The sequence below is a fragment of the Thiocystis violascens DSM 198 genome, from assembly GCF_000227745.2.
GTDB classification, from domain to species: Bacteria; Pseudomonadota; Gammaproteobacteria; order Chromatiales; family Chromatiaceae; genus Chromatium; species Chromatium violascens.
The window spans coordinates 1217682-1242339 of sequence record NC_018012.1 but is presented as its reverse complement, the minus strand read 5'-3'; the positions used below and the strand labels follow the sequence as shown (position 1 = coordinate 1242339).

Annotated in this window: 29 protein-coding genes; 11 read left to right on the top strand and 18 right to left on the bottom strand. The window is 63.4% G+C overall.

The window, feature by feature from the left end:
• Positions 1–157: 157 nt before the first annotated feature.
• Entirely contained in the window at positions 158–952 is a 795-nt protein-coding gene (locus THIVI_RS05595; protein WP_157174580.1) for a segregation and condensation protein A, read from the top strand.
• Positions 933–1532, top strand: a complete 600-nt coding sequence (gene scpB, locus THIVI_RS05590) for an SMC-Scp complex subunit ScpB (RefSeq protein WP_014777661.1) — start codon at positions 933–935, stop codon at positions 1530–1532. Before THIVI_RS05595 ends, scpB begins: the two co-directional genes overlap by 20 nt.
• Here scpB and hslO read toward each other — a convergent pair.
• The 3 genes from hslO to THIVI_RS05575 form a co-directional block, all read right to left on the bottom strand.
• Positions 1505–2377: an Hsp33 family molecular chaperone HslO gene (hslO, locus tag THIVI_RS05585; protein WP_014777660.1), complete on the bottom strand. Its 873-nt coding sequence runs from the start codon at positions 2375–2377 to the stop codon at positions 1505–1507. The two genes, scpB and hslO, sit on opposite strands and share 28 nt — an antisense overlap.
• A 186-nt stretch (positions 2378–2563) precedes the next feature.
• The gene (locus THIVI_RS05580; protein ID WP_014777659.1) at positions 2564–3424 is read right to left on the bottom strand and encodes a metallophosphoesterase family protein; all 861 of its coding nucleotides are present in this window, start codon (positions 3422–3424) and stop codon (positions 2564–2566) included.
• A 48-nt stretch (positions 3425–3472) separates the two neighbouring features.
• Positions 3473–3805, bottom strand: coding sequence for an MTH1187 family thiamine-binding protein (locus THIVI_RS05575; RefSeq protein WP_014777658.1), 333 nt, complete (start codon positions 3803–3805; stop codon positions 3473–3475).
• Positions 3806–3945: 140 nt separating this feature from the next.
• Between THIVI_RS05575 and THIVI_RS05570 the strand changes: the two genes are divergently transcribed.
• The 3 genes from THIVI_RS05570 (at position 3946) to THIVI_RS05560 (ending at position 5405) form a co-directional block, all read left to right on the top strand.
• Positions 3946–4407, top strand: a complete 462-nt coding sequence (locus tag THIVI_RS05570; RefSeq protein WP_014777657.1) for a hypothetical protein — start codon at positions 3946–3948, stop codon at positions 4405–4407.
• Between the two features lie 75 nt (positions 4408–4482).
• Positions 4483–4755, top strand: coding sequence for a DUF6489 family protein (locus tag THIVI_RS05565; protein WP_014777656.1), 273 nt, complete (start codon positions 4483–4485; stop codon positions 4753–4755).
• A 68-nt stretch (positions 4756–4823) separates the two neighbouring features.
• Positions 4824–5405, top strand: a complete 582-nt coding sequence (locus THIVI_RS05560) for an Lcl C-terminal domain-containing protein (RefSeq protein WP_014777655.1) — start codon at positions 4824–4826, stop codon at positions 5403–5405.
• A 124-nt stretch (positions 5406–5529) separates the two neighbouring features.
• Here the strand turns inward: THIVI_RS05560 and purN are convergent, their stop codons facing one another.
• Both purN and purM read right to left on the bottom strand, forming a co-directional pair.
• On the bottom strand, positions 5530–6168 hold the full coding sequence (gene purN, locus THIVI_RS05555) for a phosphoribosylglycinamide formyltransferase (RefSeq protein ID WP_014777654.1): 639 nt from the start codon (positions 6166–6168) through the stop codon (positions 5530–5532).
• Entirely contained in the window at positions 6161–7237 is a 1077-nt protein-coding gene (purM, locus tag THIVI_RS05550; protein WP_014777653.1) for a phosphoribosylformylglycinamidine cyclo-ligase, read from the bottom strand. Before purM ends, purN begins: the two co-directional genes overlap by 8 nt.
• A gap of 115 nt (positions 7238–7352) precedes the next feature.
• On the opposite strand from purM, the gene THIVI_RS05545 reads away from it, so the two are divergent.
• Complete coding sequence (locus THIVI_RS05545; protein ID WP_014777652.1) at positions 7353–7910, top strand: CDP-alcohol phosphatidyltransferase family protein; 558 nt, start codon at positions 7353–7355, stop codon at positions 7908–7910.
• Positions 7911–7949: 39 nt separating this feature from the next.
• On the opposite strand, the gene hda is transcribed toward THIVI_RS05545, so the two are convergent.
• Positions 7950–8654, bottom strand: coding sequence for a DnaA regulatory inactivator Hda (gene hda, locus THIVI_RS05540; RefSeq protein ID WP_245537380.1), 705 nt, complete (start codon positions 8652–8654; stop codon positions 7950–7952).
• Between the two features lie 48 nt (positions 8655–8702).
• Positions 8703–9302 carry an NAD(P)H:quinone oxidoreductase gene (gene wrbA / locus THIVI_RS05535; RefSeq protein WP_014777650.1) on the bottom strand — a complete coding sequence of 200 codons (600 nt, stop codon included), beginning with the start codon at positions 9300–9302 and terminating at the stop codon, positions 8703–8705.
• 126 nt (positions 9303–9428) lie between these two features.
• Here wrbA and THIVI_RS05530 point away from each other — a divergent pair, with 126 nt between their 5' ends.
• From THIVI_RS05530 to THIVI_RS05520, 3 genes are all read left to right on the top strand, one after another.
• Positions 9429–10004 carry a thioredoxin family protein gene (locus THIVI_RS05530; protein WP_014777649.1) on the top strand — a complete coding sequence of 192 codons (576 nt, stop codon included), beginning with the start codon at positions 9429–9431 and terminating at the stop codon, positions 10002–10004.
• Positions 10005–10080: 76 nt separating this feature from the next.
• Positions 10081–10371, top strand: coding sequence for an acylphosphatase (locus THIVI_RS05525; RefSeq protein ID WP_014777648.1), 291 nt, complete (start codon positions 10081–10083; stop codon positions 10369–10371).
• 29 nt (positions 10372–10400) lie between these two features.
• A complete protein-coding gene (locus THIVI_RS05520; protein WP_014777647.1) occupies positions 10401–11171 on the top strand; it encodes an SDR family NAD(P)-dependent oxidoreductase in 771 nt (256 codons plus the stop codon).
• Between the two features lie 83 nt (positions 11172–11254).
• On the opposite strand, the gene THIVI_RS05515 is transcribed toward THIVI_RS05520, so the two are convergent.
• The 8 genes from THIVI_RS05515 to hoxE all read right to left on the bottom strand — a co-directional run bounded on the left by THIVI_RS05515 (position 11255) and on the right by hoxE (position 17486).
• Complete coding sequence (locus tag THIVI_RS05515; protein WP_014777646.1) at positions 11255–11719, bottom strand: hydrogenase maturation protease; 465 nt, start codon at positions 11717–11719, stop codon at positions 11255–11257.
• Between the two features lie 9 nt (positions 11720–11728).
• Positions 11729–13159, bottom strand: a complete 1431-nt coding sequence (locus tag THIVI_RS05510; protein WP_014777645.1) for a Ni/Fe hydrogenase subunit alpha — start codon at positions 13157–13159, stop codon at positions 11729–11731.
• A gap of 108 nt (positions 13160–13267) precedes the next feature.
• On the bottom strand, positions 13268–13555 hold the full coding sequence (locus THIVI_RS05505; RefSeq protein WP_014777644.1) for a hypothetical protein: 288 nt from the start codon (positions 13553–13555) through the stop codon (positions 13268–13270).
• A gap of 37 nt (positions 13556–13592) precedes the next feature.
• Entirely contained in the window at positions 13593–14135 is a 543-nt protein-coding gene (locus tag THIVI_RS05500) for an NADH-quinone oxidoreductase subunit B family protein (RefSeq protein WP_014777643.1), read from the bottom strand.
• Positions 14132–14863 (bottom strand): bidirectional hydrogenase complex protein HoxU, encoded by a 732-nt coding sequence (gene hoxU / locus THIVI_RS05495; protein WP_014777642.1) that lies wholly within the window; start codon positions 14861–14863, stop codon positions 14132–14134. The genes THIVI_RS05500 and hoxU overlap by 4 nt, the downstream gene beginning before the upstream one ends.
• Positions 14864–14910: 47 nt before the next feature.
• Positions 14911–15357 (bottom strand): DUF29 domain-containing protein, encoded by a 447-nt coding sequence (locus THIVI_RS05490; RefSeq protein WP_014777641.1) that lies wholly within the window; start codon positions 15355–15357, stop codon positions 14911–14913.
• 22 nt (positions 15358–15379) lie between these two features.
• A complete protein-coding gene (gene nuoF / locus THIVI_RS05485; RefSeq protein ID WP_014777640.1) occupies positions 15380–16990 on the bottom strand; it encodes an NADH-quinone oxidoreductase subunit NuoF in 1611 nt (536 codons plus the stop codon).
• A 1-nt stretch (position 16991) separates the two neighbouring features.
• Positions 16992–17486: a bidirectional hydrogenase complex protein HoxE gene (hoxE, locus tag THIVI_RS05480; RefSeq protein WP_014777639.1), complete on the bottom strand. Its 495-nt coding sequence runs from the start codon at positions 17484–17486 to the stop codon at positions 16992–16994.
• A gap of 270 nt (positions 17487–17756) precedes the next feature.
• Between hoxE and pssA the strand changes: the two genes are divergently transcribed.
• Positions 17757–18509 (top strand): CDP-diacylglycerol--serine O-phosphatidyltransferase, encoded by a 753-nt coding sequence (gene pssA, locus THIVI_RS05475; protein ID WP_014777638.1) that lies wholly within the window; start codon positions 17757–17759, stop codon positions 18507–18509.
• A gap of 85 nt (positions 18510–18594) precedes the next feature.
• Here the strand turns inward: pssA and pdxA are convergent, their stop codons facing one another.
• The 3 genes from pdxA to THIVI_RS05460 are packed head-to-tail and all read right to left on the bottom strand — an operon-like array spanning position 18595 to position 23445.
• A complete protein-coding gene (gene pdxA, locus THIVI_RS05470; RefSeq protein WP_014777637.1) occupies positions 18595–19599 on the bottom strand; it encodes a 4-hydroxythreonine-4-phosphate dehydrogenase PdxA in 1005 nt (334 codons plus the stop codon).
• Entirely contained in the window at positions 19596–20927 is a 1332-nt protein-coding gene (locus THIVI_RS05465) for a peptidylprolyl isomerase (RefSeq protein WP_014777636.1), read from the bottom strand. The genes pdxA and THIVI_RS05465 overlap by 4 nt, the downstream gene beginning before the upstream one ends.
• Positions 20908–23445 (bottom strand): LPS-assembly protein LptD, encoded by a 2538-nt coding sequence (locus THIVI_RS05460; protein ID WP_083845705.1) that lies wholly within the window; start codon positions 23443–23445, stop codon positions 20908–20910. Before THIVI_RS05460 ends, THIVI_RS05465 begins: the two co-directional genes overlap by 20 nt.
• A 210-nt stretch (positions 23446–23655) precedes the next feature.
• On the opposite strand from THIVI_RS05460, the gene THIVI_RS05455 reads away from it, so the two are divergent.
• A complete protein-coding gene (locus THIVI_RS05455) occupies positions 23656–24657 on the top strand; it encodes an aminoglycoside phosphotransferase family protein (protein ID WP_014777634.1) in 1002 nt (333 codons plus the stop codon).
• Position 24658 lies beyond the last annotated feature (1 nt).

Sequence of the window (24658 nt, the reverse complement as noted above, 5' to 3'; positions counted from 1 at the left end):
CGCCGACACATTGTCGGCACTTCCAACAAAGGTCGAGTTACCGCCAAGATCCCGACTGCGAGACAACCGTTCCGGGTTGGGGGCGCCGCCACCGGACAACGGAGACAGTCCGCCCGCTACCGCGCCCATCGGTGTTCACCAGGAACTCCCCTTCGCCATGGTGCAGGGCGCGCCGCTCCTGAAGCTCCCGCTGGATCTCTACATCCCGCCGGACGCGCTGGAGGTCTTTCTCGATGCCTTCGAGGGACCGCTCGACCTGTTGCTCTATCTGATCAAGCGCCAGAATCTCGATATCCTGGACATCTCGATCGCCGACATCACCGCGCAATACATGGAATACGTGGATCTGATGACCGAACTGCGGCTGGAACTGGCGGCCGAGTATCTGGTCATGGCCGCGATGCTGGCCGAGATCAAATCGCGGATGCTGCTGCCGCGCTCCAGTGAGGCGGGAGAAGACGAGGAGGGCGACCCGCGCGCCGAGCTGATCCGCCGCCTTCAGGAATACGAACGCTTCAAGCAGGCCGCGCAGGATCTCGACACACTGCCGCGACTGGAACGGGATGTCTTCGCCGTCCATGCCGAGATCCCGCCGGGCCATTCGCAACGGGTGCCGCCCGAGGTCGATCTGCGAGAATTGTTGCTGGCGCTGCGTGGCGTGCTCTCGCGCGCCGATCTCTTCACCAGCCACCGGGTCGAAAAGGAATCGCTCTCGCTGCGCGAGCGCATGTCCCGGGTGATGGAGCGGCTGCATGGCGGCGGCTTTCTCTGTTTCACCGAACTTTTCGAGCTGGACGAAGGTCGTCCGGGCGCGGTCGTCACCTTTCTGGCCCTGCTGGAACTGATCAAATCCAGCATCCTGGAACTGGTTCAGACCGCGCCCTACGCGCCCATCCATGTCCGGCTACGCGAGTCGACACACCTGGAGCCCGATGACCTCGCCCTCGCTTAAACAGATCGCTGAGGCGGCGCTGATTGCCTTTGGCGGCCCACTGACCCTGGATCGCATTCTGGAACTTTTCCCCGAGGAGGAGCGCCCGGAGCGACCCCTGCTTCTGGACGCGATTCGGGAGCTGGAGACCGACTATCGGACGCGCGGGATCGAACTCGTGGAGATCGCCAGCGGTTATCGCATCCAGGTGCGCGCGAGCGTCGCGCCCTGGGTCGCGCGTCTGTGGGACGAAAAGGCGCCCCGGTATTCGCGCGCGCTGCTGGAGACGCTGTCCCTGATCGCCTACCGTCAACCCATCACCCGCGGCGAGATCGAGGACATCCGCGGGGTCGCCGTCAGCACCAACATCATCAAGACGCTCACCGAACGCGAGTGGGTGAGGGTGGTCGGACATCGCGACGTGCCCGGACGGCCCGCGCTCTATGCCACCACCCGCAAGTTCCTGGACTATTTCGGCCTGCGTTCGCTCAACGACCTGCCGCCGCTGGCCGCGATCCGCGATCCCGATTCCTTTTTGGGCGAGGAACTGAAGTCCAGCGATCCCAATCGCCCTCAGTGCTGCGACGCTGGCGGCGCATGATGGGTGTGTTCGGCGAAGAGTTGGCGGGCATCCACCCTGTCCAGGCGATATTCGCGATTGCAGAATTCGCAGTTGACCAGGACCGTGCCCTGTTCGTCGAGGATCTCGTTCACTTCAACCTCGCCCAGTAATCGGATCATCTCCTCGATGCGCGCTCGCGAACAGCCGCAACGGAAGGCGAGGGGATCCGGCTCGAACAAGCGCACCGGCTCTTCATGAAAGAGCCGGTAGAGCAGCCGGCCGCCAGGGAGGTCGATCAGTTCCGCCGGCGTCAAGGTGTCCGCGAGCAGGCAGATCCGTTCCCAGTCCTCGTTGCCCAGGCTGTCGCTCGGGAGCCGCTGAAGCAGTAGACCGGCGGCGCGCTGGCCGGTCGCCGCGAGCCACAAGCGGGTCGGCAGTTGTTCGGAATCGCTGAAATAGCGTTCGATGGCCGCCGACAGAGTGCATCCTTCGAGGGGGACGATGCCCTGATAAGGCTCGCCCTGATGGCGCTTGATGGTCAGCACCAGGCGCCCAGGGCCGAACAGATCGGCCAGTTCGCCCGTCGCGGGCACGTCGCCGTTCCAGGTGGCGAGTCCGCGTACCGTGCGCTCATGGGTCGCCTGGGCGACGAGGGTACGCATGGGTCCGGTGCCCTGGGCCTGCAGGATGAGCGAGCCGTCGAACTTGATGGTGGCGGCGAGCAGCGCGACCGCGGCCAGCGCCTCGCCGAGCGGACCGCGCACGCTGTCCGGATAGGCGTGGGTCGCCAGCACCGCGCGCCAACTGGCGTCCAGGTGCACCAGGTTGCCGCGAATGCCGGTGTGCTCGAACAGGAAACGCGAGAGTGTGTCGGAGTCGGTCATTCTGGTGGTCAGTGGTCAGTGGTCGGTGGCTAATGGTTAATGGCTAGGCGATTTCCGTGAAAGAGCCCACCCGTAGGAGCCCGCTTGCGGGCGACGCGATTCGCCAAGACGCCTTCCATGCGCGCCTCCGTCGCCCGCAAGCGGGCTCCTACGAGGTTTGACGCTTGGTCAAGTCATTTCCAGAAATCAACCTTGGTGTTCGGTGGCCGGTCGGTCCAGTGCCGCGAGGAATGCCGCGACGGCGGGTTCCAGCGGGCGTTCGCCGGCGAGCACTGCCGGTTCGTACTCGCGGCGCCAGCGCGGCATCAGGAGGCAGGCCCGGCGCCATTCCTCGAACAGAATGCGGGCCAGCGGTCCGCCTTCGTCGATGAATCCGGATTCGCGAAAATCCCGTTCGGCCCGCGCGCGATCATATTCGAAGCGGACGATCTTCCAGCGCCAGCGGCCGGCGCGCAGTTCCAGCAGGGCATAGCTGCCGCGCGGGTCGCCATCGAAGGGCGAGCCGACCGAGCCGACGTTGAGGATCGGCGTGCCGTCGAGCACGCGCTCCAGCGGGCGGTGCGTGTGGGCGGTGACGAAGAGCGCGATGTCCGGGGGCAGAGCATCCCGCAGATCCTCGTCCGGGACGTTGGCCGAGATGCCTTGACGATTGCTGGTCATGGTGCCATGGGTCACATGGACCCAGGTGTCCTCGCGGCCGCCATGAAAACACAGATGATCCGGCCAGTGCTCCATCGCCGCGATCCTCGGCCGAAGCTGACGATAGGTCCAGTCGGCGAAGCGCCGCATCTGTTCCTCCAACTCGGTCTTGGGCGCCTCGCGGGCGCAACGCTGGATCCAGGTCTCGTGATTGCCCTGGACCGGGAGCCAGCCGTGTTCCCGGCGCAGTTGGTCGAACAACTCCAGACAACCCAGACTGCTGGGGCCGCGGTTGACCAGATCGCCGGCCATGACCACCAGATCCGGATGCCAGGCGAGGATGTGCTCCACCGCCGTCTCCATGGCGGGAAGATTGGCCTGCACATCCGAAAAGATTGCGACCTTCATGGTGATGTTCCCCGTGCGTTGCAATGTCGACACCATACCGGGATCGGGCTAGGAGGAACACTCGACAGGACCATTGAGTTCGCCGATCCGCTCCCGAATCGAGTCGACCTTGCCCGCCAGACGCCCCAATGGTCCCTGACGGATGTCGAACTTGGCGATCGCGTAGACGCGCGCGCAGCCGCGTTCGTCGAGCAGCGACTGCGCGCGGGCGATCAGTTCGAGCGCCTCGGGCAGGGTCGCGGTCTCGACCGCCGTGCCCATGGGCGAGAGTCGATAGGCGTGGCCGCTGTCGCGGATCATGGCGATCACGGGAGCGACGAAAGCGCTGACGCTGATTCCCTGATCGGTGGGGAAGATGGCGAGATCGAGGATAACCGACATGCTGCTGGACCTGTTATGTTGAGGATGGCATGGTAACGTGTCAGCCATGGGATTGCCGCGCTCGGGTTGCCGGTCGTAGACTGGAGACACTTCGAGAATGCCTGACAAGACGCCGCAACGAGCCGGATTTGAGATCGACCATGACACTAGAAACCGACGCCGCCGAACCCGACTGGGACACCCCCCTGTCGCTGACCATCACCCCGGCATTGCTCATCCATGCATTAATGGGGACGGCGAGCGCGGTCCACACGGGTTGGAGCAGTTGCGTCGACGAGACCCTGCTGTTATCCAATCTGGTGGCCATGGACGATACCGCCGGAAACTATATTCGTCTGGCCGAGCAGGAATTCGTCGATGACGAACAACCCGATATCCTCTGGCACGACTGGACCCTGGAGTTGCGGATCGGTTCGCTGCTGACCACGGGCCATTGGCAGTGCCCGTCCACGGCCCATCCATCCGAATGGGACTGGAACGCGCGCGAGGCGTCCGGTGCCTTTGAGCGTGCCTGTACCCTGATCGGACGACGAGTGCGGCGAGCGATGACGGTCGAGGAGCCGACGTCCGCCGATCCGGTGCCGCGCACCAGCCGTCATTGACGTTCGCGTCCACGTACCACGACAGTTGAACCGAAAATCAGCCGCGGCCTGTTGCCGTGTCCCTCGGAGAGCATCATGAAGGTTACCGTCGATTTTGACATCACCCCGGACGAGGTTCGCAAATTGTTTGGCCTGCCGGATGTGGAGGCATTTCAGCGCCAGATGATGGATGACATTCGCGAGCGCATGATGGCCGGGGTCGAGGGCTATGACCCCATCAAATTGTTCCAGCCCTATCTGGCGGGAACCATGGCCTCCTGGGACATGTTCCAGAAAATGTTGACCAACGTCCCTGGCATGTCCGGCGCGGGAGCCGCCGCGTCGGACGCGACAACCGGGAAGAAGTAGCCATTCAACCGCGTCCGCCATGGCCAGCATGGTTTGTGCCTAGGCGCTGGCCTTGCATCGATCAACGCATGTCGCCGTTGACGCGGTTGAACAAGATTCGCTGGCCTCTGGCGTTGTCGCTGTGCCTGTTCGCGTCGACGTTCGCTCGCACCGCGCTTGCCGAGACCTGTGTCGACGAGATTCCTCCCGCCCAGCGACCGGACAGCCGTTTTGTCGCCAATCGGGACGGGACGGTGAATGATCGCGTCACGGGCCTGATGTGGAAGCAGTGCGCCGAGGGGTTGAGCGGAGTCGGTTGCGCTGTTGGCGATGCGCTGTTGTTCAAATGGAAATGGGCGATTCGGCAAGGCCGCGGCGTGGTCTTCGCGGGGTACTCCGACTGGCGCCTGCCGGACCGAACCGAGTTGTCCTCGTTGCTCCAGCGTCGCTGTTATGGCCTTGACATCGACGCGATCCATTTTCCAAACACCCCCCCGGACCGCTTCTGGTCCGCGACCCAGTCTCCCTATTATCCAGGCAGCGCCTGGACCCTGCACTTCGGCAATGGCACTGTCGGCTATGGAACACGGCAGGATTCGGCCTATGTGCGCCTGGTCCGCGATCGCGTGTCCTGTTCTCCGGTCAGCCCCGAATCCTGCGTTACCCGTTGAACCGAGCCGTCGACTGAAGAACGCCAGAACGGCAACGGGCGCGAAAGCTTTCACATCGAGTTGTTGGTGCCGTTGCGGTTCACATTGCCGGGTTCGGAAGGCGAGTCCGGCATCCATGGATGCGTCATGGCTCCGGCATTGGCTCCCCATCCAGCCAGGGTCGCCCATCCTCGCCGAGCTTGAGCCGTCCCTCCGCGAACCAGCCCACGGCGGCGGGATAGATCCGATGTTCCTGTTCCAGCACACGGGCGGCGAGTGTCGCGGCATCGTCCTCGGGCAACACCGGTACCCGCGCCTGAAGGATGATCGGGCCGCCGTCGAGTTCGGCGGTGACGAAATGCACGCTCGCCCCGTGCTCCGTCTCGTCGGCATCCAGCGCCCGCTGATGGGTGTGCAGGCCGCGAAATTTGGGCAAGAGGGAGGGGTGGATGTTGAACATTCGTCCCCGATAGTGGTTGACGAACTCGGGGGTTAGAATCCGCATGAAGCCCGCCAGGACGACGAGCCCTGGATCATGACGATCGATCAGTCGTTGCAGATCCGCGTCATACGTCTCGCGATCGGGATAGTCCCGGTGGCTCAGAATCTCCGCTGGGATGCCGTGGTGGCGGGCGCGATCAAGTCCCGGCGCATCCGCCCGATTGCTGATGACGGCCACGATGCGGATCGGCAGCCCAGCGGCCTGGGCGTCGATCAGGGCTTGCAGATTGCTACCGCCGCCGGAGATCAGCGCGACGACGCTCAGTCGGTTGTCTTCAGACATGCGCGGTCCCGCGATCGTAGATGACGGCAGGTTCCTCCTCGCTGGTCTCGATTTGCCCCATGACCCAGACCTCCTCGCCCGCGGCCCTGAGCTGTTCTAGCGCGGGCTCGACGTCCTCGGGCGCGAGGCAGACGACCATGCCGACCCCGCAATTGAAGGTGCGCAGCATTTCCGCATCGGAGATACCGCCCTGCGTCTGGATCCAATCGAAGACGGGTGGCCGACGCCAGGCGTCCAGATCCACGCGCGCGAGGGTACCCGGCGGCAAGACCCGCGGCAGATTTTCAGTCAGACCGCCGCCGGTGATGTGGGCGAGGGCATGGACGCGCAGCGCGCGCGTCAGCGGAAGCACCGAACGCACATAGATGCGCGTGGGCGCCAGCAGTCGCTCGCCCAGCGATGCCCCGTCCAGATCCTGGGCAAGCGTGCCAGCCGCATCCGCGCCACTCACCGCGAGCACCTTGCGGATCAGCGAATAGCCGTTGGAATGCGGACCGGACGCCTTGAGCCCGAGCAGGACATCGCCGACGGCGACGCGCTCGGGCAGAATCAGGTTCGCCTTTTCGGCGATGCCGACGCAGAACCCCGCCAGGTCGTAATCGCCGTCCTGGTACAGACCGGGCATCTCGGCGGTTTCGCCTCCGGTCAGGGCACAGCCGGCCAGTTCGCAGCCACGGGCGATGCCGGCGATGACCGTGGCGGCGACCTCCACGTCCAGCCGGCCAGTGGCATAATAGTCGAGAAAAAAGAGCGGTTCGGCGCCGCTGACCAGGATGTCGTTGGCGCACATGGCGACCAGATCGATACCGATGCTGTCGTGCCGACCGAGATCGATCGCCAGCTTGAGCTTGGTGCCGACACCATCGGTGCCGGAGACCAGCACCGGTTGGCGATAGTCCGCCAGGGGTAACTCGAAGAGCGCGCCAAACCCGCCGAGTCCGGCGAGGATACCCGGCCGGGCGGTGGCGGCGGCGAGCGGTTTGATGCGTTCCACCAGACGGGCTCCGGCGTCGATATCGACGCCGGCGTCACGGTAGCTCAGGGACGTGTTGTGGGAATCCTGCGACATGATGGCTCCAGTGATGTCGGAATCGGCCAATTGTATACCGAGAGTCTTGGACAGTTGGCGGATGCCGGGCTAGCATCTTAGCGATCAATTACCGCGCAGCATCAAGGTTGTCTTCGTGAAGCTCAAGGATCTCCCCAATCTCATCAGCGCGATGCGGCTGATCGCCGTGATTCCCGTGGTTTATCTGCTGCTCGTGCATGAATTCGGCTGGGCACTGGCGTTGTTCGCCGCCGCCGGCGCCTCGGATGGACTCGATGGTTTTCTGGCCAAGCACTACGGCTGGCAGAGCCGGCTTGGCGGCATCCTCGATCCGCTGGCGGACAAGACTCTGCTCATCTGCTGCTTTTTGGTTCTGGGTTCGCTTGGTTTGATTCCCATCTGGCTGGTGCTGGCGGTGGTGTTCCGGGATCTGGTGATCGTCGGGGGCGCGGTGCTCTACAACTATCGGGTCGAGGAAGTGGAAGCCGCGCCGATTCCCGTCAGCAAGCTCAACACCTTGTTGCAGATTCTGCTGGTGGTGGCAGTGATCACGGATGCCGGTCCCTATCCCTTGCCGGCGGAATGGTTGCCGCCACTGATCTGGGCCTGTTTTACGACCGTGGTGGTGAGCGGTTTGCAATACGTCTGGATCTGGGGCCGTAAGGCGATCCGTCGCGGTTTGAAGGATGAGTAAGAAGGTGGTTTCCGGAAAACGTCTTTTCCCGAAAACCGCCTAAAGATCGCCCTGCATCGCGCGCCGGATGAGCGGGATCGTCGGCTGGCGTTGCTCGCGCAGGCTCAGGCTGTCGAGGCGCGCGACCAGGGCCAGCAGGGACGTCGGGTCGCGGGCATGGTAATTCATGATGTAACGCGCCTGGTCGTCGTTCAATGTCATTCCGCGACGACGAGCCGATTCGATCAGCAATTGTTCGCAGTCCGCATCGGATAAGGGCAACAGGCAATAACGCGGACCCCATTGCAGACGTGAACGCAGGTCCGGCAGTCCCAGCGGGAGCGCGTCCGGAGTCGTTTTCGCCGCGGTGAGGAGGTGGCGGCCCTGTTCGCGCATCCGGTTGAAGAGATCGAATAGGGCGCGCTCCCAGATGGCATCGCCAGCGATGGCCTGCACGTCGTCGATCGCCACCAGATCCAGTCGCTCCAGGTCGTCGAAGAGGCTCGGCTCCAGACCCGTGGTGCCCAGCGGAACAAAATGCGTCTGCAGGCCCTGCCGGGTGGCGGCAAGACAGGCCGCTTGCAACAGGTGGGTCTTGCCCGTGCCTGCGTTCCCGAACAGAAACAGGAAAGGCTCGCCATCGCCAGCCGCCATGGTCGACACGAGCGCCAGCGCTTCCGCATTCGGTCCCGGTCGATATTCGGCCAGGGTCGGTTCCCTGATCCACTCGATCGGCAGATGAAGCTGCTGCTGGAATGCGCTCACTGACAGACGATCCACCTGGTGGCGCTCGGATGGTTCAGGATCCTGGACTCATGGGTCGCGCGGGGCTAACCGGGCCGCGGTTTCGGCGAGGCGTTTACCCAGCGCCTGACAGAGTCGCCGCTCCTCGTCCGTGACGGGTAGCTGGCTGTCGGGGCCAGCAAGGTGCGACGGGCCATAGGGCGTACCGCCGCCGCGGGTATGCAACAGGTCCGTTTCGCTGTAGGGCAATCCCATCAGCAACATGCCGTGATGCAGAAGAGGCAGCATCATGCTGAGTAGTGTCGCCTCCTGTCCCCCGTGAGGACTGGAGGTGGAGGTGAAAACGCCGGCTGGCTTGCCGGTGAGTGCGCCAGCAAGCCAGAGACTGCTGGTTCCGTCCAGAAAATATTTGAGGGGTGCCGCCATGTTGCCGAAGCGGGTGGGACTGCCAAGCGCGAGTCCGGCGCAATGACGCACATCGTCAAGGTTCGCGTAGGGCGCCCCGCTGGCTGGAATGTTGTCTTCCGTGGCCTCGCACACCGTGGAAACCGCGGGGACCGTGCGCAGGCGCGACTCCAGGCCGCCGGCCTCGACGCCGCGGGCGATCTGCCTGGCCATCTCCGCTGTGGCGCCATGTCGGCTGTAATATAAAACCAGAATGTAATTCATAAGAACGCACCCGGACGAAGAGAAGGTACTCGTTGAACTGCCCCGCCGAACTGAGGACAATCGGCGGCATCGCGGCAGGGGTCATTTTCCGACTGATCGCGTCTTGAGTCCATTGGAGCTGAAACCATGAACATCTCATTCCCTGATGCCGTCCATCCAGCATGGATACCTTCCTTCTTCCGGCGGACGCTCTGCGCGCTCCTGCTCTCGGCCGGTGGCTGGTCGGTGGCGATCGGCGATCCTGCCGAGCCTTTTTTCGATACGACCTTCGGCGATTTTTCCGAGGAACTCGAAACGGTCAAGGCCGAGGGTAAACAGGGTATTCTGCTCATGTTCGAAATGGACGAATGCCCCTTTTGCCAGCGGATGAAAACCACGGTCCTCAATCGGCCCGAGGTGCATGAATACTTCAAAAAACACTTTAAAATCTTCCCGATCGATATCGAAGGGGAGGTGGAGATGACCGATTTCTCCGGCACTTCGATGACCCAAAAGGACTTCGCCCTCAAATCCTATCGGGTGCGGGCGACGCCTGTGTTCGCCTTTTTCGATGCCGAGGGGAATCTGATGACCAAGTTTATCGGTGCGACCGGGGATTCCAGCGAATTTATGTGGCTTGGAAATTATGTCGTCGAGGGTCGCTACAAGGACACCACCTTTCAGCAATACAAGCGCGAACGTCAAGCGGCTCTCGCGCCTTGAAACGTTGAACGATCAAGTGCGCGCTCCATATTGATCGCAAGCGGGCGGTCGTCAACCGAGTTCACAGGAGCCGAGTATGGATGAGTTGCAGTCAGAACAAAGAGTTTGCTACCGCTGCCTCATTGGCGGCCGCGTACAGGGAGTGTTCTTCCGGGCTGCCGCACGTGAGCAGGCCATGCGGCTCGGAGTGACTGGATCTGCCCGCAATCTCGCGGATGGGCGAGTGGAAGTGCTCGTTTGCGGCGAGGCGGCGGCCGTTGCGCAGTTCCGCGACTGGCTGCGCACCGGACCGGCAACGGCCGAGGTGACCGGCGTGGCCTGCGAACCGCTGGATTACCATCCGCAGGCAGGCTTTCTCATCGATTAACTGACTTTGTCAAGAGAACCAATCATCCGATGGACCAAATACACGCCGACATGAAGCGGCTGCAAGCGCGCGTCATCCTGGTCACCGGCGCTCTCGAGGGCATCGGCCGCGCCGTGGCGCTCGCGTGCGCGGCCCAGGGTGCGACCGTCGTTCTTTCGTCCTTCAAGGAAGCCGATCTGGAGCCGGTGTACGACGCCATCCTCGCCCAGGGCGATCCCGAACCCGCGATCCTGCCGCTCGATCTGGAGCAGGCGACCGAGGCGGATTTCATCGCCGCGGCGAACCTCGTGGGCGAGACCTTCGGCCGTCTTGACGGACTGGCCCACTGCGCCGCTTTCGCGCCCTATCTTAGCCGTATCGACGACTATGACGCCAGCGAGTGGGAGCGGGTGATCCGGATCAACCTGACCGCGCCCTTTCTGCTGACGCAAGCCTGTCTGCCGCTGTTGCGTGCCTCGAAGGATGCCGCCATCGTCTTCACCTCGGATCGCGTCGGACGCGCCGGCAAAGCCTACTGGGGCGCCTATGCCGCCGCCAAGTTCGGGATCGAGGGACTGATGCAAGTGCTGGCGGAAGAAACCCGCGACAGCAGCCAGCTTCGGGTCAACAGTCTCGACCCCGGTCTCGTTCGCACCGCCCTGCGGGCCACCCTCTATCCGGGCGAGGATCCCGGCATCCATCCCGCGCCCGAGACCGTCGCGGATACTTATCTTCGACTGCTGGGGCCGGAGAGTCTGGGTATTACCGGTCAGGCGTATCACGCCCAGGACGCCATCCTGCCGCGCGCGCTAGAACAGTGAAACCCGTCACTTAGCCCATCAGGAAGCGAAGCCGCAAGATCACGACAGCGCTCCCGACTTTTATGACCCGCGTGGGTGTCGGTTCATCCGTCTGCTCTTGACGTCTCGCCGTGCATCAGCCGGTCGACCCAATCGAGCATTTTTCCCATCGCCATCTCGCCGATGGGAGTCAGGCAATAATTGGAGTAGTCGAAAGAGTCGCCGCCGGCTGAGACCAGAAAACTCTCGGGTACGCGCCCGTAGAGGGTCTCGCACCAGGCCAGGAGTTCCCGTGGGTCGAGAAAATGGGCCATGGTCGAGAGTGCGTGGGCGTCGGGCGCGAGTTGCTGGCAGCGGACCTCGCCTGGTTCGGCATCCACGGCGGCATCCAGAAAGATCACCCGATCCTGCTCCGCGATGTCGGCGACCAGCTCGGCGGTGAGGATGTGACGTGACATCACCTCCACGCCCGCCGGAACCCCCGTGTTTTCCAGTCGGTCCGCGACCAACGGGCCAAGTGCGTCGTCGCCCCGGATGGGGCTGCCGTAGCCGATGATCAGAATCTTCACGGGCGGCGCTCAGGACCGGCTCAGGGTGTCGATGACCCGTCCGGCGGCGTCCTTGAGTTCGATCCGCAGCGGCATCTGACCGAAGGCGTGCGAGGCGCAGGACAGGCAGGGATCGAAGCAACGAATGACCGCCTCGACCCGGTTGAGCATGCCTTCCTGCAGGTTGTTGCCGTCGACATAGGCGTCCGCGACCTGCCGGATCGACTGGTTCATGGCGAGATTGTTGTGACCGGTGGCGATGATCAGGTTGACCCAGGTGATGAGTCCATCCTCGTCGATCCGATAATGATGGATCAGCGTGCCGCGCGGCGCTTCTGAGACGCCGATGCCCTCGTCGCGATTGCTGCGCGCCCGTGCCCGCACCCGATGATCGAGGATTGTCGGATCCTTGAGCAGGCGTTCCATCATTTCCAACGCGTGGATGATCTCGACCAGCCGGGCATAGTGATAGTGGAAGCTGCTGGCAATGGGGCCGGATTCCTCCTGGAGCATGTGGAACTCGGCGAGCGCCACATCCGCATAGGGCGTGCCGCAGGCTTGGGCGTTATTGAGCCGGGCCAGGGGACCGACCCGATAGATGCCCTTGGGATAGCCCTGGGGCTTGTAGTAGGGGAACTTCATGTAGCTGAAGTCTTCGACCGCCTCGCCGATCACCCGCTCATAGTCCTCGGGTGGCACCATGTCCTCAATAATGCGGCCCTGGGCGTCCTTGATGCGTAGCAGACCGTCATAGTGCTCGAAGTTGCCCTGGGGCGTGACCAGGCTCAGGAACATCGTTGGCAGACTGCCGAAGTGCGTCGCCTCGTCCTTGAACTTGGGCACCAGCGTCTTGAAGAAGTCATAGGTGCGCCGGGCGATCGCCAGCCCCTCCGGGAGCAGCTTGAGCATGGCGTCGCGCTTTTCGAGCGTCAGGGGTTCGTTGACGCCGCCGGGCACGACCCAGGTGGGATGAATCTTCTTGCCGCCAAGCGTTTCGATGATGCTCTGACCGATCTGGCGTAGCCGTATGCCATCCCGGGCGAGCGCGGGATCCTGGCGCATCACGCCGAAGATGTTGCGCGTGGCCGGATCCGAGTCCCAGCCGAGCAGGAGATCGGGCGAGGACAGGTGGAAGAAGGACAGGGCATGCGATTGGGTGATCTGCGCGAGATTCATGATCCGGCGCAGATGTTCGCCAGTCGGCGGGATGCGGACCGAGAGCAGATGGTCGCACGCCTTGTTGGAGGCCAGCAGATGGCTGACCGGGCAGATGCCGCAGGTGCGCGCGGTGAGCGCGGGCATCTCGCGGTAGGGGCGGCCCTCGCAGAACTTCTCGAAGCCGCGGAATTGAGTGAGATGGAAGCGCGCGTCCTCGACCGCGCCATCATCGCCGAGTTGCAGGGTGATGCGGGCGTGGCCTTCGATACGGGTGACGGGTTCGATGGCGATGGTGCGGCTCATGGATCAAAGTCCCCTGTGGGTTGCGGTGGGCCGGAGTTTCCCGGTCGACCGTCGGTTACGTACGCAATGCCGTCACGAAATCTTTGACCGATACGGTCGCCGCGGAATTCACGCAGGATCGGCCCGCTCCTCGTTCTCCAACGCCTTGGAGGTGATCTCGTGATAGAGATGAACGATGGTGCCGATGATCGCATTCATCTCGGGGTGTTGCTCCCATCTGGGCTGTAGGGCTTTTGAATCCTCGAAGACTTCCTGGAGAAACTGGATGTCGAAGCTGTCGAGCCGCTCGCCGCGGTCGACTTTTGACTTGATGTCCAGGGCGCGCGGCAGGCGCTGAGTGCGCATCCGGTCCAGCAGGGCCACGATGATGCCAGCGTCGTTGTTTGCGTCGTTCATGCGATCAGCCTTTGCATCTTGATGTGTAAGTTGCCGTTCAGGCTCCGAAGCGCGTCACCGAACTCGGGTCCGGCGTGCGTCCCTCGATCAGTTCGTTCAGGACATACCAGATGGCGTCCGCGCTCGGCGGACAGCCCGGCACGAAGACATCGACCTTGACCTCGCCATGGACCGGCTTGACCGGCGTGAGCAGGGCCGGAACGCCACGCGTCGGGATCTGGAGTTGCAGGGTGACGTTTTCGCGATAGGCGCGATCCATCACGTCGGCGAGTTTGAAATGATTACGCATGGCCGGGACGTTGCCGGTGACCGCGCAGTCGCCGAGACTGATCAGCAGATGGCAATGCGCGCGGAACAGCCTCGCTTTTTCCAGATCGTCCTCGGAGCTGATGGAGCCTTCCAGAATGCCGACATCGACGCGATCCGGCAGTTCCTTGGTGTCGACCAGCGGGCTGTAGACGATGTCGACCTTCTGGGCGAGTTCGATCAGCCGCTCGTCCAGATCCAGAAAGGACATGTGGCAGCCCGAGCAGCCGTCCAGCCAGGCGGTGGCGACCGTGATCTTGGTGGGTGTGCTCATGGGAGGTGTCTCCGGCGCGCGAGAATCGGTAGAAAATGCTGATCCTTGACCATTTCGCCCACCGAGGTGCCTTGTTTGACCAGGGCGCCGGTCGGACAGACCTGCACGCATTTACCGCAGCTCGTGCAGGTGTCGCTGTCGCCCCAGGGTCGCGCCAGGTCGCTGATGATCCGGCAGTCGCTGCCGCGGCTCATGACATCCCAGGTGTGGGCGCCCTCGATCTCGTCGCAGACCCGCACGCAGCGGGTACAGAGGATGCAGCGGTTATGATCGAGCCGGAACATTTCGTGCGAGCTGTCGACCGGATAGGTGGCCTGCCGGTAGGGGATGCGCACATGGTCGACGCCGCATTTCTGGGCGAGCCATTGCAGTTCGCAGTGACCGTTGGACACGCACACTGAGCAGACATGATTGCGTTCGGCAAACAGCAGTTCGATGATGGTGCGCCGATAGCGTTGGAGCCGTTCGGTGTTGGTTTGGATCCGCATGCCCTCGGCGACGCGGGTCGAGCAGGCCGCGTAGAGTCGGCTCTGTCCCTCCAGCTCGACCATGCAGAGACGGCAGCCGCCCCACACCGAGAGCCCGTCGAGGTGACAGAGACTGGGGATCGGGATGCGGTTTTCGCGACAGACCTCGATGATGGTCTCGTCCTCGCGGGCGGACAGATCCCGGTCGTCGATCCGGAGCGTGACGACACGGACGTTGGGTATGGTGGCGGGTTGAGCCATTGTGCCTCCAGGGTGGTCGTCGGGATACCGTTAGACGGCCTCTGTCGTCAGGTCCAGTATTCAGGATCGAGCAGTTGCTCGACGGTCAACGGGCATCCGGTTGGGAAGGTCGCCGCGGGCAATCCGGTTTCGAGGATGGCGCCTTGTCGCGCGGCCGGATAGCGTCGCGCCAGAATCTCGGGCAGTTTCCCTGTCAAGCTAGGACTGTCCTCCAGCAATTCCGCGATCTCGTCGCGGGCGTTAGCGATCGAAAGTTGCCAACTCAGGCTTCGCAAGGTCGGTTGATAGCGCCATTTCAGCAAGTGCAGGATCAGGATCTTGAGATGGCTGGCAAGCGCATGTTTTTCGGCGCGACCCATGCCTTCGATTTCCTCGGCAATGCGTTGCAGATCCAGGCCCGCCAGATTTCCCGCGCGCAATCGGTTGGCGCTCTCCAGCGCCCAAGCGTAGAAGTCCCGGTCGTGGCTCGCTGGAATGCTGGTTTGAGTCGCCATCGTCGGTTTCTCTGGGGCGCGCTCAACCGCCCGCCAGTTTCTCCTCATACTCATCGCGAAAATACCGCAACGTACTCAGCACCGGATTGGGCGCAGTCTGCCCCAGCCCGCAGAGACTGGTCGCCTGGACCACCTCGCAGAGTTCTTCCAACAGGGCGAGATCCGCGTGGGCGCCCTGTCCCTTGGCGATCTTGTCCAGCAGACCATGCATCTGCTGCGTTCCGGCGCGGCAGGGAATGCACTTGCCGCACGACTCGGTCATGCAGAATTCCATGAAATAGCGCGCGACATCGACCATGCAGGAGGTTTCGTCCATGACGATCATGCCGCCTGAGCCCATCATGGTGCCCAACGTTTTGAGACTGTCGTAATCGACTGCAATATCCAGATGTTGTTCCGGGATGCAGCCGCCGGACGGGCCGCCGGTCTGGACCGCCTTGAACGCCTTGCCATCGGGAATGCCGCCGCCGATGACCTCGATGATGTCGCGCAGGCTGGTGCCCATGGGGACTTCGATCAAACCGGTGTTCTGGATCTTGCCCGCCAGCGCGAACACCTTGGTTCCCTTGGACTTCTCGGTGCCGATGCCAGCGAACCAGTCGCCCCCGTTGCGGATGATGGGGGCGATATTGGCGAAGCTCTCGACATTGTTGATCAGGGTCGGACAGCCCCAGAGACCGGATTCGGCGGGGTAGGGCGGACGCGGACGCGGCTGGCCGCGCAGACCCTCGATGGAGGCCATGAGCGCGGTTTCCTCACCGCAGACGAAGGCACCGGCGCCCAGGCGAATCTCGACCTCGAAGCTGAATTGCGTATCCGCGACCTTGCTGCCCAGGAAACCCGCGCGTTTGGCCTTGCGGATGGCGGTCTGCAACCGTTCGACGGCCAGCGGATATTCGGCGCGGACATAGACATACGCCTTGTTGGCGCCGATGGCATAGGCGGCGATCGCCATGCCTTCGAGCACCCGATGCGGGTCGGACTCCAGCACCGCGCGATCCATGAAGGCGCCCGGATCGCCCTCGTCGGCGTTGCAGATGACATATTTCTGACCGGCCGGCATCTTGGCCACGGTCGACCATTTGAGTCCGGTCGGATAACCGCCGCCGCCGCGTCCGCGCAGACCGCTGGCGGTCACCTCGCGCAGCACGTCGGCGGGCGTCATCTCGCTCAGCGCCTGGACTAGGGCCGCGTAGCCGCCCACGGCGACATAGCCCTTGAAGCTGTCCGGGTCGATGACCCCGGAGTTTTCCAGCACGACCTTCTGCTGACGGGCGAAAAAGGGCTGGTCGGTCGGGCAGCGCAGACGTTCCACAGGTGCGCCGCACAGGCTCCCCATGATGTCGGAGGCGTCGTCGGGAGTCACGTCGCGATAGAGGACGGAATCGGCCAGACCGCAGTCCTTGTCCGCCACCGCGACTAGTGGACCGGCGGAGCAGAGCCCCATGCAGCCGACCCCCTTGACCCGACAGGCACCGCCGCCGTCCCCGCACGCCTGGGTGAGCGCCTCCAGAACGGGCAGGGAGCCGGAGGACTGGCAACTGGCCGCTACGCAGACGCGAACCTCACGCTTGACGGCGGCCTCTTCGGCGCGGTATTCCGCAGCCTTCTCGGCAAGATCTTCCAGGTGCATGTCAGTCCAGCGCCTCCAATTTGGCGATCAGGGTATCGGGGGCCAGTTTGCCCAATACATTGCCATCCAGGACCACCGCCGGCGCAAGACCGCAGGCGCCGACACAGCGCGCGGTGAGCACGGACAAACGATCGTCCTCGGTGGTGTCGCCGGGATTGATCCCATGGCGTTCCTGGATACCTTCCAGAAGTGCTCCAGCCCCCTTGATGTAGCAGGCGGTGCCGGTGCAGACCACGCAGGCATGCCGGCCCTTCGGCTTGAGCATGAAGATATGGTAGAAGGTCGCGACGCCAAAGACCTTACTCAAGGGCAGATCGAGCGAGGCGGCGACGAAGCGCAACGAGGTTTCGTCAAGAAACCCGAAGGCGTCCTGCACGCTGTGCAGGGTCTCGATGAGTGCGTGGTCCGCGTACCCGTTGCGGCGCATGGTGGCGTTGACGAGCTTCCAGCGTTTGTCATCGCTCGGCAACGGCGGCTTGGCTTGCTGCTGGGTCATGTCACCTCCTTTGGCGGACGGTCTTTAGGCACGAAACATCCGCGAGCAACCAGGCTGATGGCTGGTCGCTGGCGGCTGGCAGCTTGTTTGGCGAATGGGTCAATTCGGACAGCGGATACTTTGACCCGAGTGTATAACAGATTCATGGCGGCGGGATGTCCGCTTGAGGCCTTTCTGAAATTGCTGGCCCCCAGCGTTCTTTCGCCGCTGGTAGCGTCCCGGCGATATACTCATGACTGCCGCCGGCCACCATCATTGTTTGGAAAGACTATGGACGAAACACAACCCCCCCGTAAACGCCCGCGCGGCATTTATCTGCTGCCAAATCTTTTCACGACCGCGGCACTGTTCGCAGGTTTTTATGCCGTGCTTGCAGCCACCCAGGATCGTTTCGAGGCCGCTTCCCTGGCGATCTTCGCGGCCATGGTCCTGGACGGTTTCGACGGGCGGATTGCCCGCATGACGCACACCCAGAGCGATTTCGGTGCCGAGTACGACAGTCTCTCCGACATGGTCGCCTTCGGCGTGGCACCGGCGCTGGTGGCCTACCATTGGACGTTGGGCGAACTCGGCAAGGTTGGCTGGCTCGCGGCCTTTGTTTTCACTGCCGCCGCCGCGCTGCGGCTGGCCCGCTTCAATACGCAGATCGGGATTGCCGACAAACGCTATTTCCAGGGTCTCGCCAGCCCCTCTGCGGCGGCGGTCATCGCCAGCGGCATCTGGACCGCCAGCGATCTGGGTATCGATGGGTCCGATGTCTCCTGGCTTGCGGCCTTTCTGACCGCTGGCGCGGGTCTGCTAATGGTGAGCAATTTCCGGTATCTGAGTTTCAAGCAGATGAATCCGCAGGGGCGGGTGCCCTTTCTGCTGGCGGTCGGCGTCATGCTGGGATTCGCCGTGGTCTTTATTTATCCGCCGCTGGTGCTGTTTTTTCTTGCGCTGACCTATGCCGCTTCCGGGCCGGTCTGGACTCTGCTGCGGCTCCGGCAGAGCCGGGCCAGACGGCGGCGCGAAGCGCCTTAGGAACGGTTTGGCGACAACTGAAACACTGGGGGCGGGCCTCTGCCCGATTGGCGGGCGGGATGCCGGTCCCCCATGGCAAGGCGTTTCAATGGGATGATGGCGAACGTGCCTTCCGTGCGTTTCGGATCATCGCGATGGCCATGTCGACCGCCGCAAGCAGGCTTCCGGGATCGGCCCGATCAGTTCCCGCCAGATCCAGTGCCGTGCCATGGTCGACCGACGTGCGAATGATCGGCAGGCCGAGCGTGACGTTGACGGCGCGTCCAAACCCCAGGTGCTTGAGGACCGGCAGCCCCTGATCGTGATACATGGCGAGCACGGCATCAGCGTCTGCGAGGCGGTCCGGAACGAAGGCGGTGTCGGCTGGCAGGGGGCCGGTCAGCCGCATTCCCTGCCTTCTCATTTCGTCCAGAACCGGGGAGATGACCTCGATTTCCTCGCGCCCCAGATGTCCGCCCTCGCCGGCATGCGGGTTGAGGCCGCAGACCAGGATGTGTGGCTGGTCGATGCCAAAACGTCGCGACAGATCCCGATGCAGGATGCCGATGACCTCCGTCAGACGTTCGCGCGTGATGGCGCCGCTGACCCGCGACAGCGGCAGGTGGGTGGTGACCAGCGCGACGCGCAGGCCGGGTGTGGCAAGCAGCATCACCGGAACCGCGCAGCAGCGCTCGGCCAGAAACTCGGTGTGTCCGGTGAAGGGCAGCCCCGCGTCGTTGATCGCGCCCTTGTGGACCGGCCCCGTGACCAGTCCGTCGAAGGTGCCTTCAAGACAGCCATCGCAGGCGTTCGCCAGCGTCTCCAGCACATAGGCCGCGTTGGCGGTGTCGAGCTTGCCAGCGACGGCCGGCTGGCGCAGCGTCACCGGCAGAACGGTCAAATGACCGGGCGGCGAGGCGACGGGCGTGGTGTGCGGATCGAAGGTCTGGAGCCGGAGGGCGATGCCAAGGTTGCGGGCACGCGCCGCCAGCAGATCCGGGTCCGCCACGGCAACGAGTTGGGCCGCTTGCGAGCGTTGCGCGAGTCGCGCGACCAGATCGGGACCGATTCCCGCCGGCTCGCCCGGCGTGATGGCAAGACGCCGGATCATGACGCCTGATCGAGCCGGATCTCGACATAGGCCTCGTCGCGCAGTCGGCGCAGCCATTCTTCCGTGGCCTCTTCCGCCTTGCGCCGCTGCAGAGCCTCGCGCGCCTTGACCCGCAGGATGTCGCCGCTGGCATCCTGGCTGCGTCGTTCCTGAACCTGCACGATATGCCAGCCGAACGAGCTCTTGAAGGGCTCGCTCGTGGTGCCGATCGCGAGCGCCGTCATCGTCTCCTCGAATTCGGGGACCGTGTCTCCGGGGTTGACCCAGCCAAGATCGCCGCCCTTGAGCGCCGATCCGGTATCGTCGGAATGCGCGCGCGCCAGGGTGGCGAAATCCTCGCCGCCCAGAATGCGCTCGCGCAATTGCGCGAGACGCCGTTTGGCATCGTCGTCGGAGACAATTTCATTGGTGCGGATCAGGATGTGACGCGCCTTGGTCTGGGTGACGTTTTGCGCGGCGGCACCCTTGATTTCACGCATTTTGATGATGTGGAAACCGCTGGAGTTACTGAGCGGGTTGCTGATTTCGCCCTCGGCCATGGAGAAGGCCAGATCGGCGACCAGGACCGGCACCGCGCCCATCTCGAACCAGCCGAGATCGCCGCCTTCGAGCGCGTTGCGGCCATCCGATTCGCGCACCGCCATCTCGCCGAAGTCGGCGCCCTGGCGCAACTGGGCGACCAGCCGGTTGGCCTTGGCTTCGGCGGACTTGACCTGTTCGGGCGTGGGATCGTCCGGCAGCGCGATCAGGATGTGCTGCAAGCGGACCTGTTCGCGCTCGATCAGCCGGCTGGATTCCTTCGCCAGAAAGCGGTCGATCTCCTGATCGGTGATGCTGATCTTGTTGACGACCTCCTGACTCTGCAGGCGGCTGGTGAGGATCTGGGTACGGGTATCCTCGCGGAAATCCGCGAAGCGGATACCGCCAGCCTCCAGGGTGGTCTGCAATTCCTCCAGCGACAAATTGTTGCGGCCGGCAATATTGGTCAGCGCCTCGTTGAGGGTGGCTTCATCCACTTCGATTCCGAGATCCTTGGCCCGTTGCCGCTGCAGGCGCTTCAGGATCAGCCGGTCGAGCACCTGTTTTTCCAACTGATCGCGCGGGGGCTCGGCGGTGCCCTGTTGCCGCAACTGCGGGAGAACCAGACTGACCTCCCGGCTGAGTTCGCTGCGCACGACCACATCGTCGTTGACGACCGCGACAATGGCGTCCAACTCCTCGGTGCCCGGCTGGGCGAGGGCGGCGCTCATCGACAGGATCAGGATGGCCCCCAGGCGGCCAGGAGTTGCAGGCCGCGGCGCTCGGCGGCTAGTCCGTTTGATAACCATAGATTCCTCGTTCCAGGAGTTTGTCGATCCGGTTGCCGAATGAACCGAGACCGGCCAACTCAAGTTGTAGCATGACGCTGGTACTGCCCGTATTGTCGGAACTCCGTTTCAAGTGCTGTCCCAGCACGCGCAGACGCCAGCAGCAGCGGCCAAATTCGAGGCCGGCGAAGGCCTCGACGGTTTCGTGGTTGAGTATCGAATACAGCCAGCGTCCGACGAGTTTAACCCGCGAACCGATCGGCACCTGAAAAGAGAGGTCGGTGTCTTCGTATTGTTCGGCGGCCTGCGTGCCAAGATTGTACCGATAGGCCAGATTGAGCAGGCGATTTTCATCGGGGACATAGCGAAGCTGCAGAATTTGTTTCTCCCAGGCTTGTTCGGTTCGATTCGGATTCCATTGGACGCTGGCGAGGGCGGACCAGTCCGGATGCAGGCGCGCCGCGAGTTCGCCGGCGACCGAGGAACTGAGGTCGGTTTCGACGCTGTCTCCGGTCAGTTGCACCCGACGGTTGTCGAAGTAATACACCTGACCGACGCTCGCGCGAAATAATTCGTCGCCGGTGCGGTTGGCGATGGTACGCGAGGTCAGACCAAGGGTAAGGCGGTTTTCGTCTCCAATGCGGTCATAGCCGGTGAAGCGGTTCGGTCGGAAGAGACTCGCGAAGCTGAAATTGAGCGCGGTGGTGTCGAAGCGAGGCGTGTCCGACTGGTCCTCGAAAGGCGTCATGACATAATAAAGACGCGGCTCCAGGGTCTGTAGCGCCTGGGTACCGAGCCAGTTTGTCTCGCGCTCGAAAATGAGCTTGCCGTCGAGGTCGAGACTCGGGATCAGATGCGACGGTCGGTCCGCGAATCCCTCGTCCTGGCCGATGAGGTCATAGTCGGTATAGAACAGACGCGCGCGCGGGATGACATGCCCGAAGCTGCGTCGCAACGGAATGCGCACGGAGGGGATGGCCACCAGCCGGCTGCCATGCACCGCCGAGCGATGATCGAAGTAGTCGTATTGACCCTCGAAGCTGTATTCGATGAGCCGTTTCCAGTGTTTCGGGTCCAGGTTCAGCTCGATGTGCGGTAACTGGCCGTAAGGTCGGTCCGCGGGCGCGACACTGGTATCGACGGTCTGAAATTCCTGGATGCGTCCGAGCAGGCGCCAGCCGTCTCCGGCGTAGGCGAGGTCGCCGCGACGGCTCAGATTGCGGAGGCTGGTGACATCCAGCCGATTGCCGAAATCCTGGAGATACTGGTCGTCGGAGACGGAAGCGTAGTCCACGGCGGAGAACCAGCGCGTGCCGAAATAACCCTGCTGCTCGACTCGCAGCGCACCCCTCGCGCCCTGATCGGGCGCCTTGCGGTCGCTTGGCAGAACCTCGGCGTTGACTTCCAGTTCCTGAAAACTGGCGAGATGGCGCAACTGGGCGCCGAGCATCAGTCCCCGCGTGCTCATGTACCGGGGGATGATGGTCGCGTCCAGATTGGGGGCGATGTTCCAGTAATAGGGCAGGGTGATGTCCGTGCCGGTCTCGTCCGACGATCCGAAGGTCGGGATCAGCAGGCCGCTGCGGCGCCGGCCATCGATGGGGAAATGCAGATAGGGGCTGTAGAGCACCGGGATGTCCGCGATGCGGATGCGCGCATGACGGGCGGTGCCCATGCCGCTCGCCTGGTCGAGTTCGAGTTCGCTGGCCTTGATGGACCAGTCCGAATGGCCGGGCGGGCAGGTTGTGTAGATGATGTCCTGGTAGCGGCTCAGTTGTTCCGAGAGCATCCAGGCGCGGTCTGCCTCGCCGCGCAGATTGGCGTTTCCGGTCACACGATAGCGGACCTGTTCGATGGTTCCCCGCTTGGTCTCAAGGTTATATTCGGCCCTGTCGCCGGTCAGACGGAGCCCTGGAAAGTCCAGATAAAGGTCGCCGAACGCCTTGATCTCGCCGCTGCCATGATGATAGGTGGAGCGATCCGCCTCCAGACGTCGATCGTTCTGGAGAATTTCGACATTCCCCTGTAGTTCGATGATCGTGGTGTGCTGGTCGCCGTCGACGCGATCCGCCGTCATATCGATCGGCATGGCGTTGGCGCTGTCCAATGGGGTTGTGCTGTCGATTCCGCTTGAGCCGGGCCGAGGTCCGCAATAGTCCCAGGTCAAATTGGCATGCAGGCGTCGTTCCTGGCGTGCACGATCCGTCGCGTCGCCGGGTGGATTTTGCGCGCGATCGCGCGCCAATGTGGCCTCGGGCGCTTCAGGATCGCGTGGCGGCAGTTGCCGGGAGACATCGCCCAGCGGGCCGTGGCGGCGCAAGTCGGGGGCTGGCGTCGGGGGACTTGGCGGACTGGGCGTGAGTTCGGGCAATGAAGGTCGATCCGTCGCGACCGGCGAGGGTACGAATGGTTCGACGCGCGTCGAGGACGCTGCCGGCGGTTGCGCGCTGGGTAGCGGGCCGTCGGATCGGGCGGGAGCCGAGAGGACGATCAGCGAAAGCAGTGCCGCCGCACGGGCACCCGGTTTGAAATCGGCCATGGTCGGCAACGCGCTCGGGGCTGAAGAGAGTGGACGAGTTGGTTTTAAACTGCAACCATGTCATATCCAGGCCCTGCCAGCAATCGCGACATGCCCTGTTGCACCGCGTCCGGCATGCGTTTGCGCGTGCGTCTCGTCGCTCGCAGCGAGCGATGCGGGAGCGGATTCGTCGGTATGGCGCCAGTAATCCAGACGCGGTTTGAGGTGACGATGGACAGGTCGGAGCGCAATGTATCCTTGAAAAACTGGCTGGCGACGCAAATCGGCGGCGACACCTTCGAACTCGCGCCGGCCTCTTCGGATGCCAGCTTCCGTCGCTATTGGCGGGTCCGCCATGCCGGCGGAACCCTGATCGCCATGGATGCGCCGCCGGCGTTCGAGGATTGCGGTCGTTTTGCCGATCTTTCCCGGCGCTTCCGCGCCATCGGGGTCAACACGCCCAGGATTCACGCGGAGGATCGCGCCCAGGGTTTTCTGCTGATCGACGATTTCGGGGAGCGCGTCTATCTGAACCACCTGGACGCCGACACCGCCGACCGTCTCTATGGCGACGCGCTGGGCGCGCTGGCCATCGTCCAGGCCTGCGGTCCGCTGGAGGGCCTACCGCACTACGACGCTGCGTTTCTGCAGCGCGAACTCGATCTGTTCGCCGACTGGTTTCTGGGCGCGCATCTTGGGTTGACCCTCGACGCCGAGGAGCGTGCGCTATTGGACCAGGCGAACGCCATCCTGGTGGCGAGCGCGCTGGAACAGCCGCGGGTCTGCGTGCATCGCGATTTCCACTCCCGCAATCTGATGCTGATCGACAGCGGCAATCCGGGGGTGCTGGATTTTCAGGACGCGGTGATCGGTCCCGTCGCCTACGATCCGGTGTCGCTGCTGCGCGATTGTTACATCGCCTGGCCAGCGGAACGGGTTGACGACTGGGCGCTGGGCTATTGTCGGCTTGCGATTCAATCCGGAATCCTGCGCGAGGACGACGGCGACCGCTTCCCGCGCTGGTTCGACCTCATGGGAATTCAGCGGCATCTCAAGGCCTGCGGAATTTTTGCCCGGCTGAAACTGCGCGACGGCAAGCCGCACTATCTGGGCGATATTCCCCGCACGCTTGGCTATGTGGTTGAGGTCGCGGGACGCTATCGCGAACTGGACGGACTGAGCCAATTTCTCTCGGATCGGGTCTTGCCGGCATCTTCGCGGCTGGGATCCTGAA

Bases quoted from the DNA above. Each gene is read 5' to 3' on its own strand.
- hoxE (WP_014777639.1), bottom strand. From the start codon at position 17,486: ATGACCCAGCAGCAAGCCAAGCCGCCGTTGCCGAGCGATGACAAACGC.
- THIVI_RS05460 (WP_083845705.1), bottom strand. From the start codon at position 23,445: ATGGCCGATTTCAAACCGGGTGCCCGTGCGGCGGCACTGCTTTCGCTG.
- THIVI_RS05595 (WP_157174580.1), top strand. From the start codon at position 158: ATGGTGCAGGGCGCGCCGCTCCTGAAGCTCCCGCTGGATCTCTACATC.
- THIVI_RS05580 (WP_014777659.1), bottom strand. From the start codon at position 3,424: ATGAAGGTCGCAATCTTTTCGGATGTGCAGGCCAATCTTCCCGCCATG.
- THIVI_RS05500 (WP_014777643.1), bottom strand. From the start codon at position 14,135: ATGAGCACACCCACCAAGATCACGGTCGCCACCGCCTGGCTGGACGGC.
- THIVI_RS05465 (WP_014777636.1), bottom strand. From the start codon at position 20,927: ATGGTTATCAAACGGACTAGCCGCCGAGCGCCGCGGCCTGCAACTCCT.
- THIVI_RS05575 (WP_014777658.1), bottom strand. From the start codon at position 3,805: ATGTCGGTTATCCTCGATCTCGCCATCTTCCCCACCGATCAGGGAATC.
- THIVI_RS05455 (WP_014777634.1), top strand. From the start codon at position 23,656: ATGGACAGGTCGGAGCGCAATGTATCCTTGAAAAACTGGCTGGCGACG.
- THIVI_RS05490 (WP_014777641.1), bottom strand. From the start codon at position 15,357: ATGGCGACTCAAACCAGCATTCCAGCGAGCCACGACCGGGACTTCTAC.
- purM (WP_014777653.1), bottom strand. From the start codon at position 7,237: ATGTCGCAGGATTCCCACAACACGTCCCTGAGCTACCGTGACGCCGGC.
- THIVI_RS05565 (WP_014777656.1), top strand. From the start codon at position 4,483: ATGAAGGTTACCGTCGATTTTGACATCACCCCGGACGAGGTTCGCAAA.
- THIVI_RS05530 (WP_014777649.1), top strand. From the start codon at position 9,429: ATGAACATCTCATTCCCTGATGCCGTCCATCCAGCATGGATACCTTCC.
- hoxU (WP_014777642.1), bottom strand. From the start codon at position 14,863: ATGGCTCAACCCGCCACCATACCCAACGTCCGTGTCGTCACGCTCCGG.
- THIVI_RS05510 (WP_014777645.1), bottom strand. From the start codon at position 13,159: ATGAGCCGCACCATCGCCATCGAACCCGTCACCCGTATCGAAGGCCAC.
- pssA (WP_014777638.1), top strand. From the start codon at position 17,757: ATGGACGAAACACAACCCCCCCGTAAACGCCCGCGCGGCATTTATCTG.
- THIVI_RS05560 (WP_014777655.1), top strand. From the start codon at position 4,824: ATGTCGCCGTTGACGCGGTTGAACAAGATTCGCTGGCCTCTGGCGTTG.
- THIVI_RS05570 (WP_014777657.1), top strand. From the start codon at position 3,946: ATGACACTAGAAACCGACGCCGCCGAACCCGACTGGGACACCCCCCTG.
- THIVI_RS05525 (WP_014777648.1), top strand. From the start codon at position 10,081: ATGGATGAGTTGCAGTCAGAACAAAGAGTTTGCTACCGCTGCCTCATT.
- purN (WP_014777654.1), bottom strand. From the start codon at position 6,168: ATGTCTGAAGACAACCGACTGAGCGTCGTCGCGCTGATCTCCGGCGGC.
- scpB (WP_014777661.1), top strand. From the start codon at position 933: ATGACCTCGCCCTCGCTTAAACAGATCGCTGAGGCGGCGCTGATTGCC.
- pdxA (WP_014777637.1), bottom strand. From the start codon at position 19,599: ATGATCCGGCGTCTTGCCATCACGCCGGGCGAGCCGGCGGGAATCGGT.
- nuoF (WP_014777640.1), bottom strand. From the start codon at position 16,990: ATGCACCTGGAAGATCTTGCCGAGAAGGCTGCGGAATACCGCGCCGAA.
- THIVI_RS05505 (WP_014777644.1), bottom strand. From the start codon at position 13,555: ATGAACGACGCAAACAACGACGCTGGCATCATCGTGGCCCTGCTGGAC.
- wrbA (WP_014777650.1), bottom strand. From the start codon at position 9,302: ATGAATTACATTCTGGTTTTATATTACAGCCGACATGGCGCCACAGCG.
- THIVI_RS05520 (WP_014777647.1), top strand. From the start codon at position 10,401: ATGGACCAAATACACGCCGACATGAAGCGGCTGCAAGCGCGCGTCATC.
- hslO (WP_014777660.1), bottom strand. From the start codon at position 2,377: ATGACCGACTCCGACACACTCTCGCGTTTCCTGTTCGAGCACACCGGC.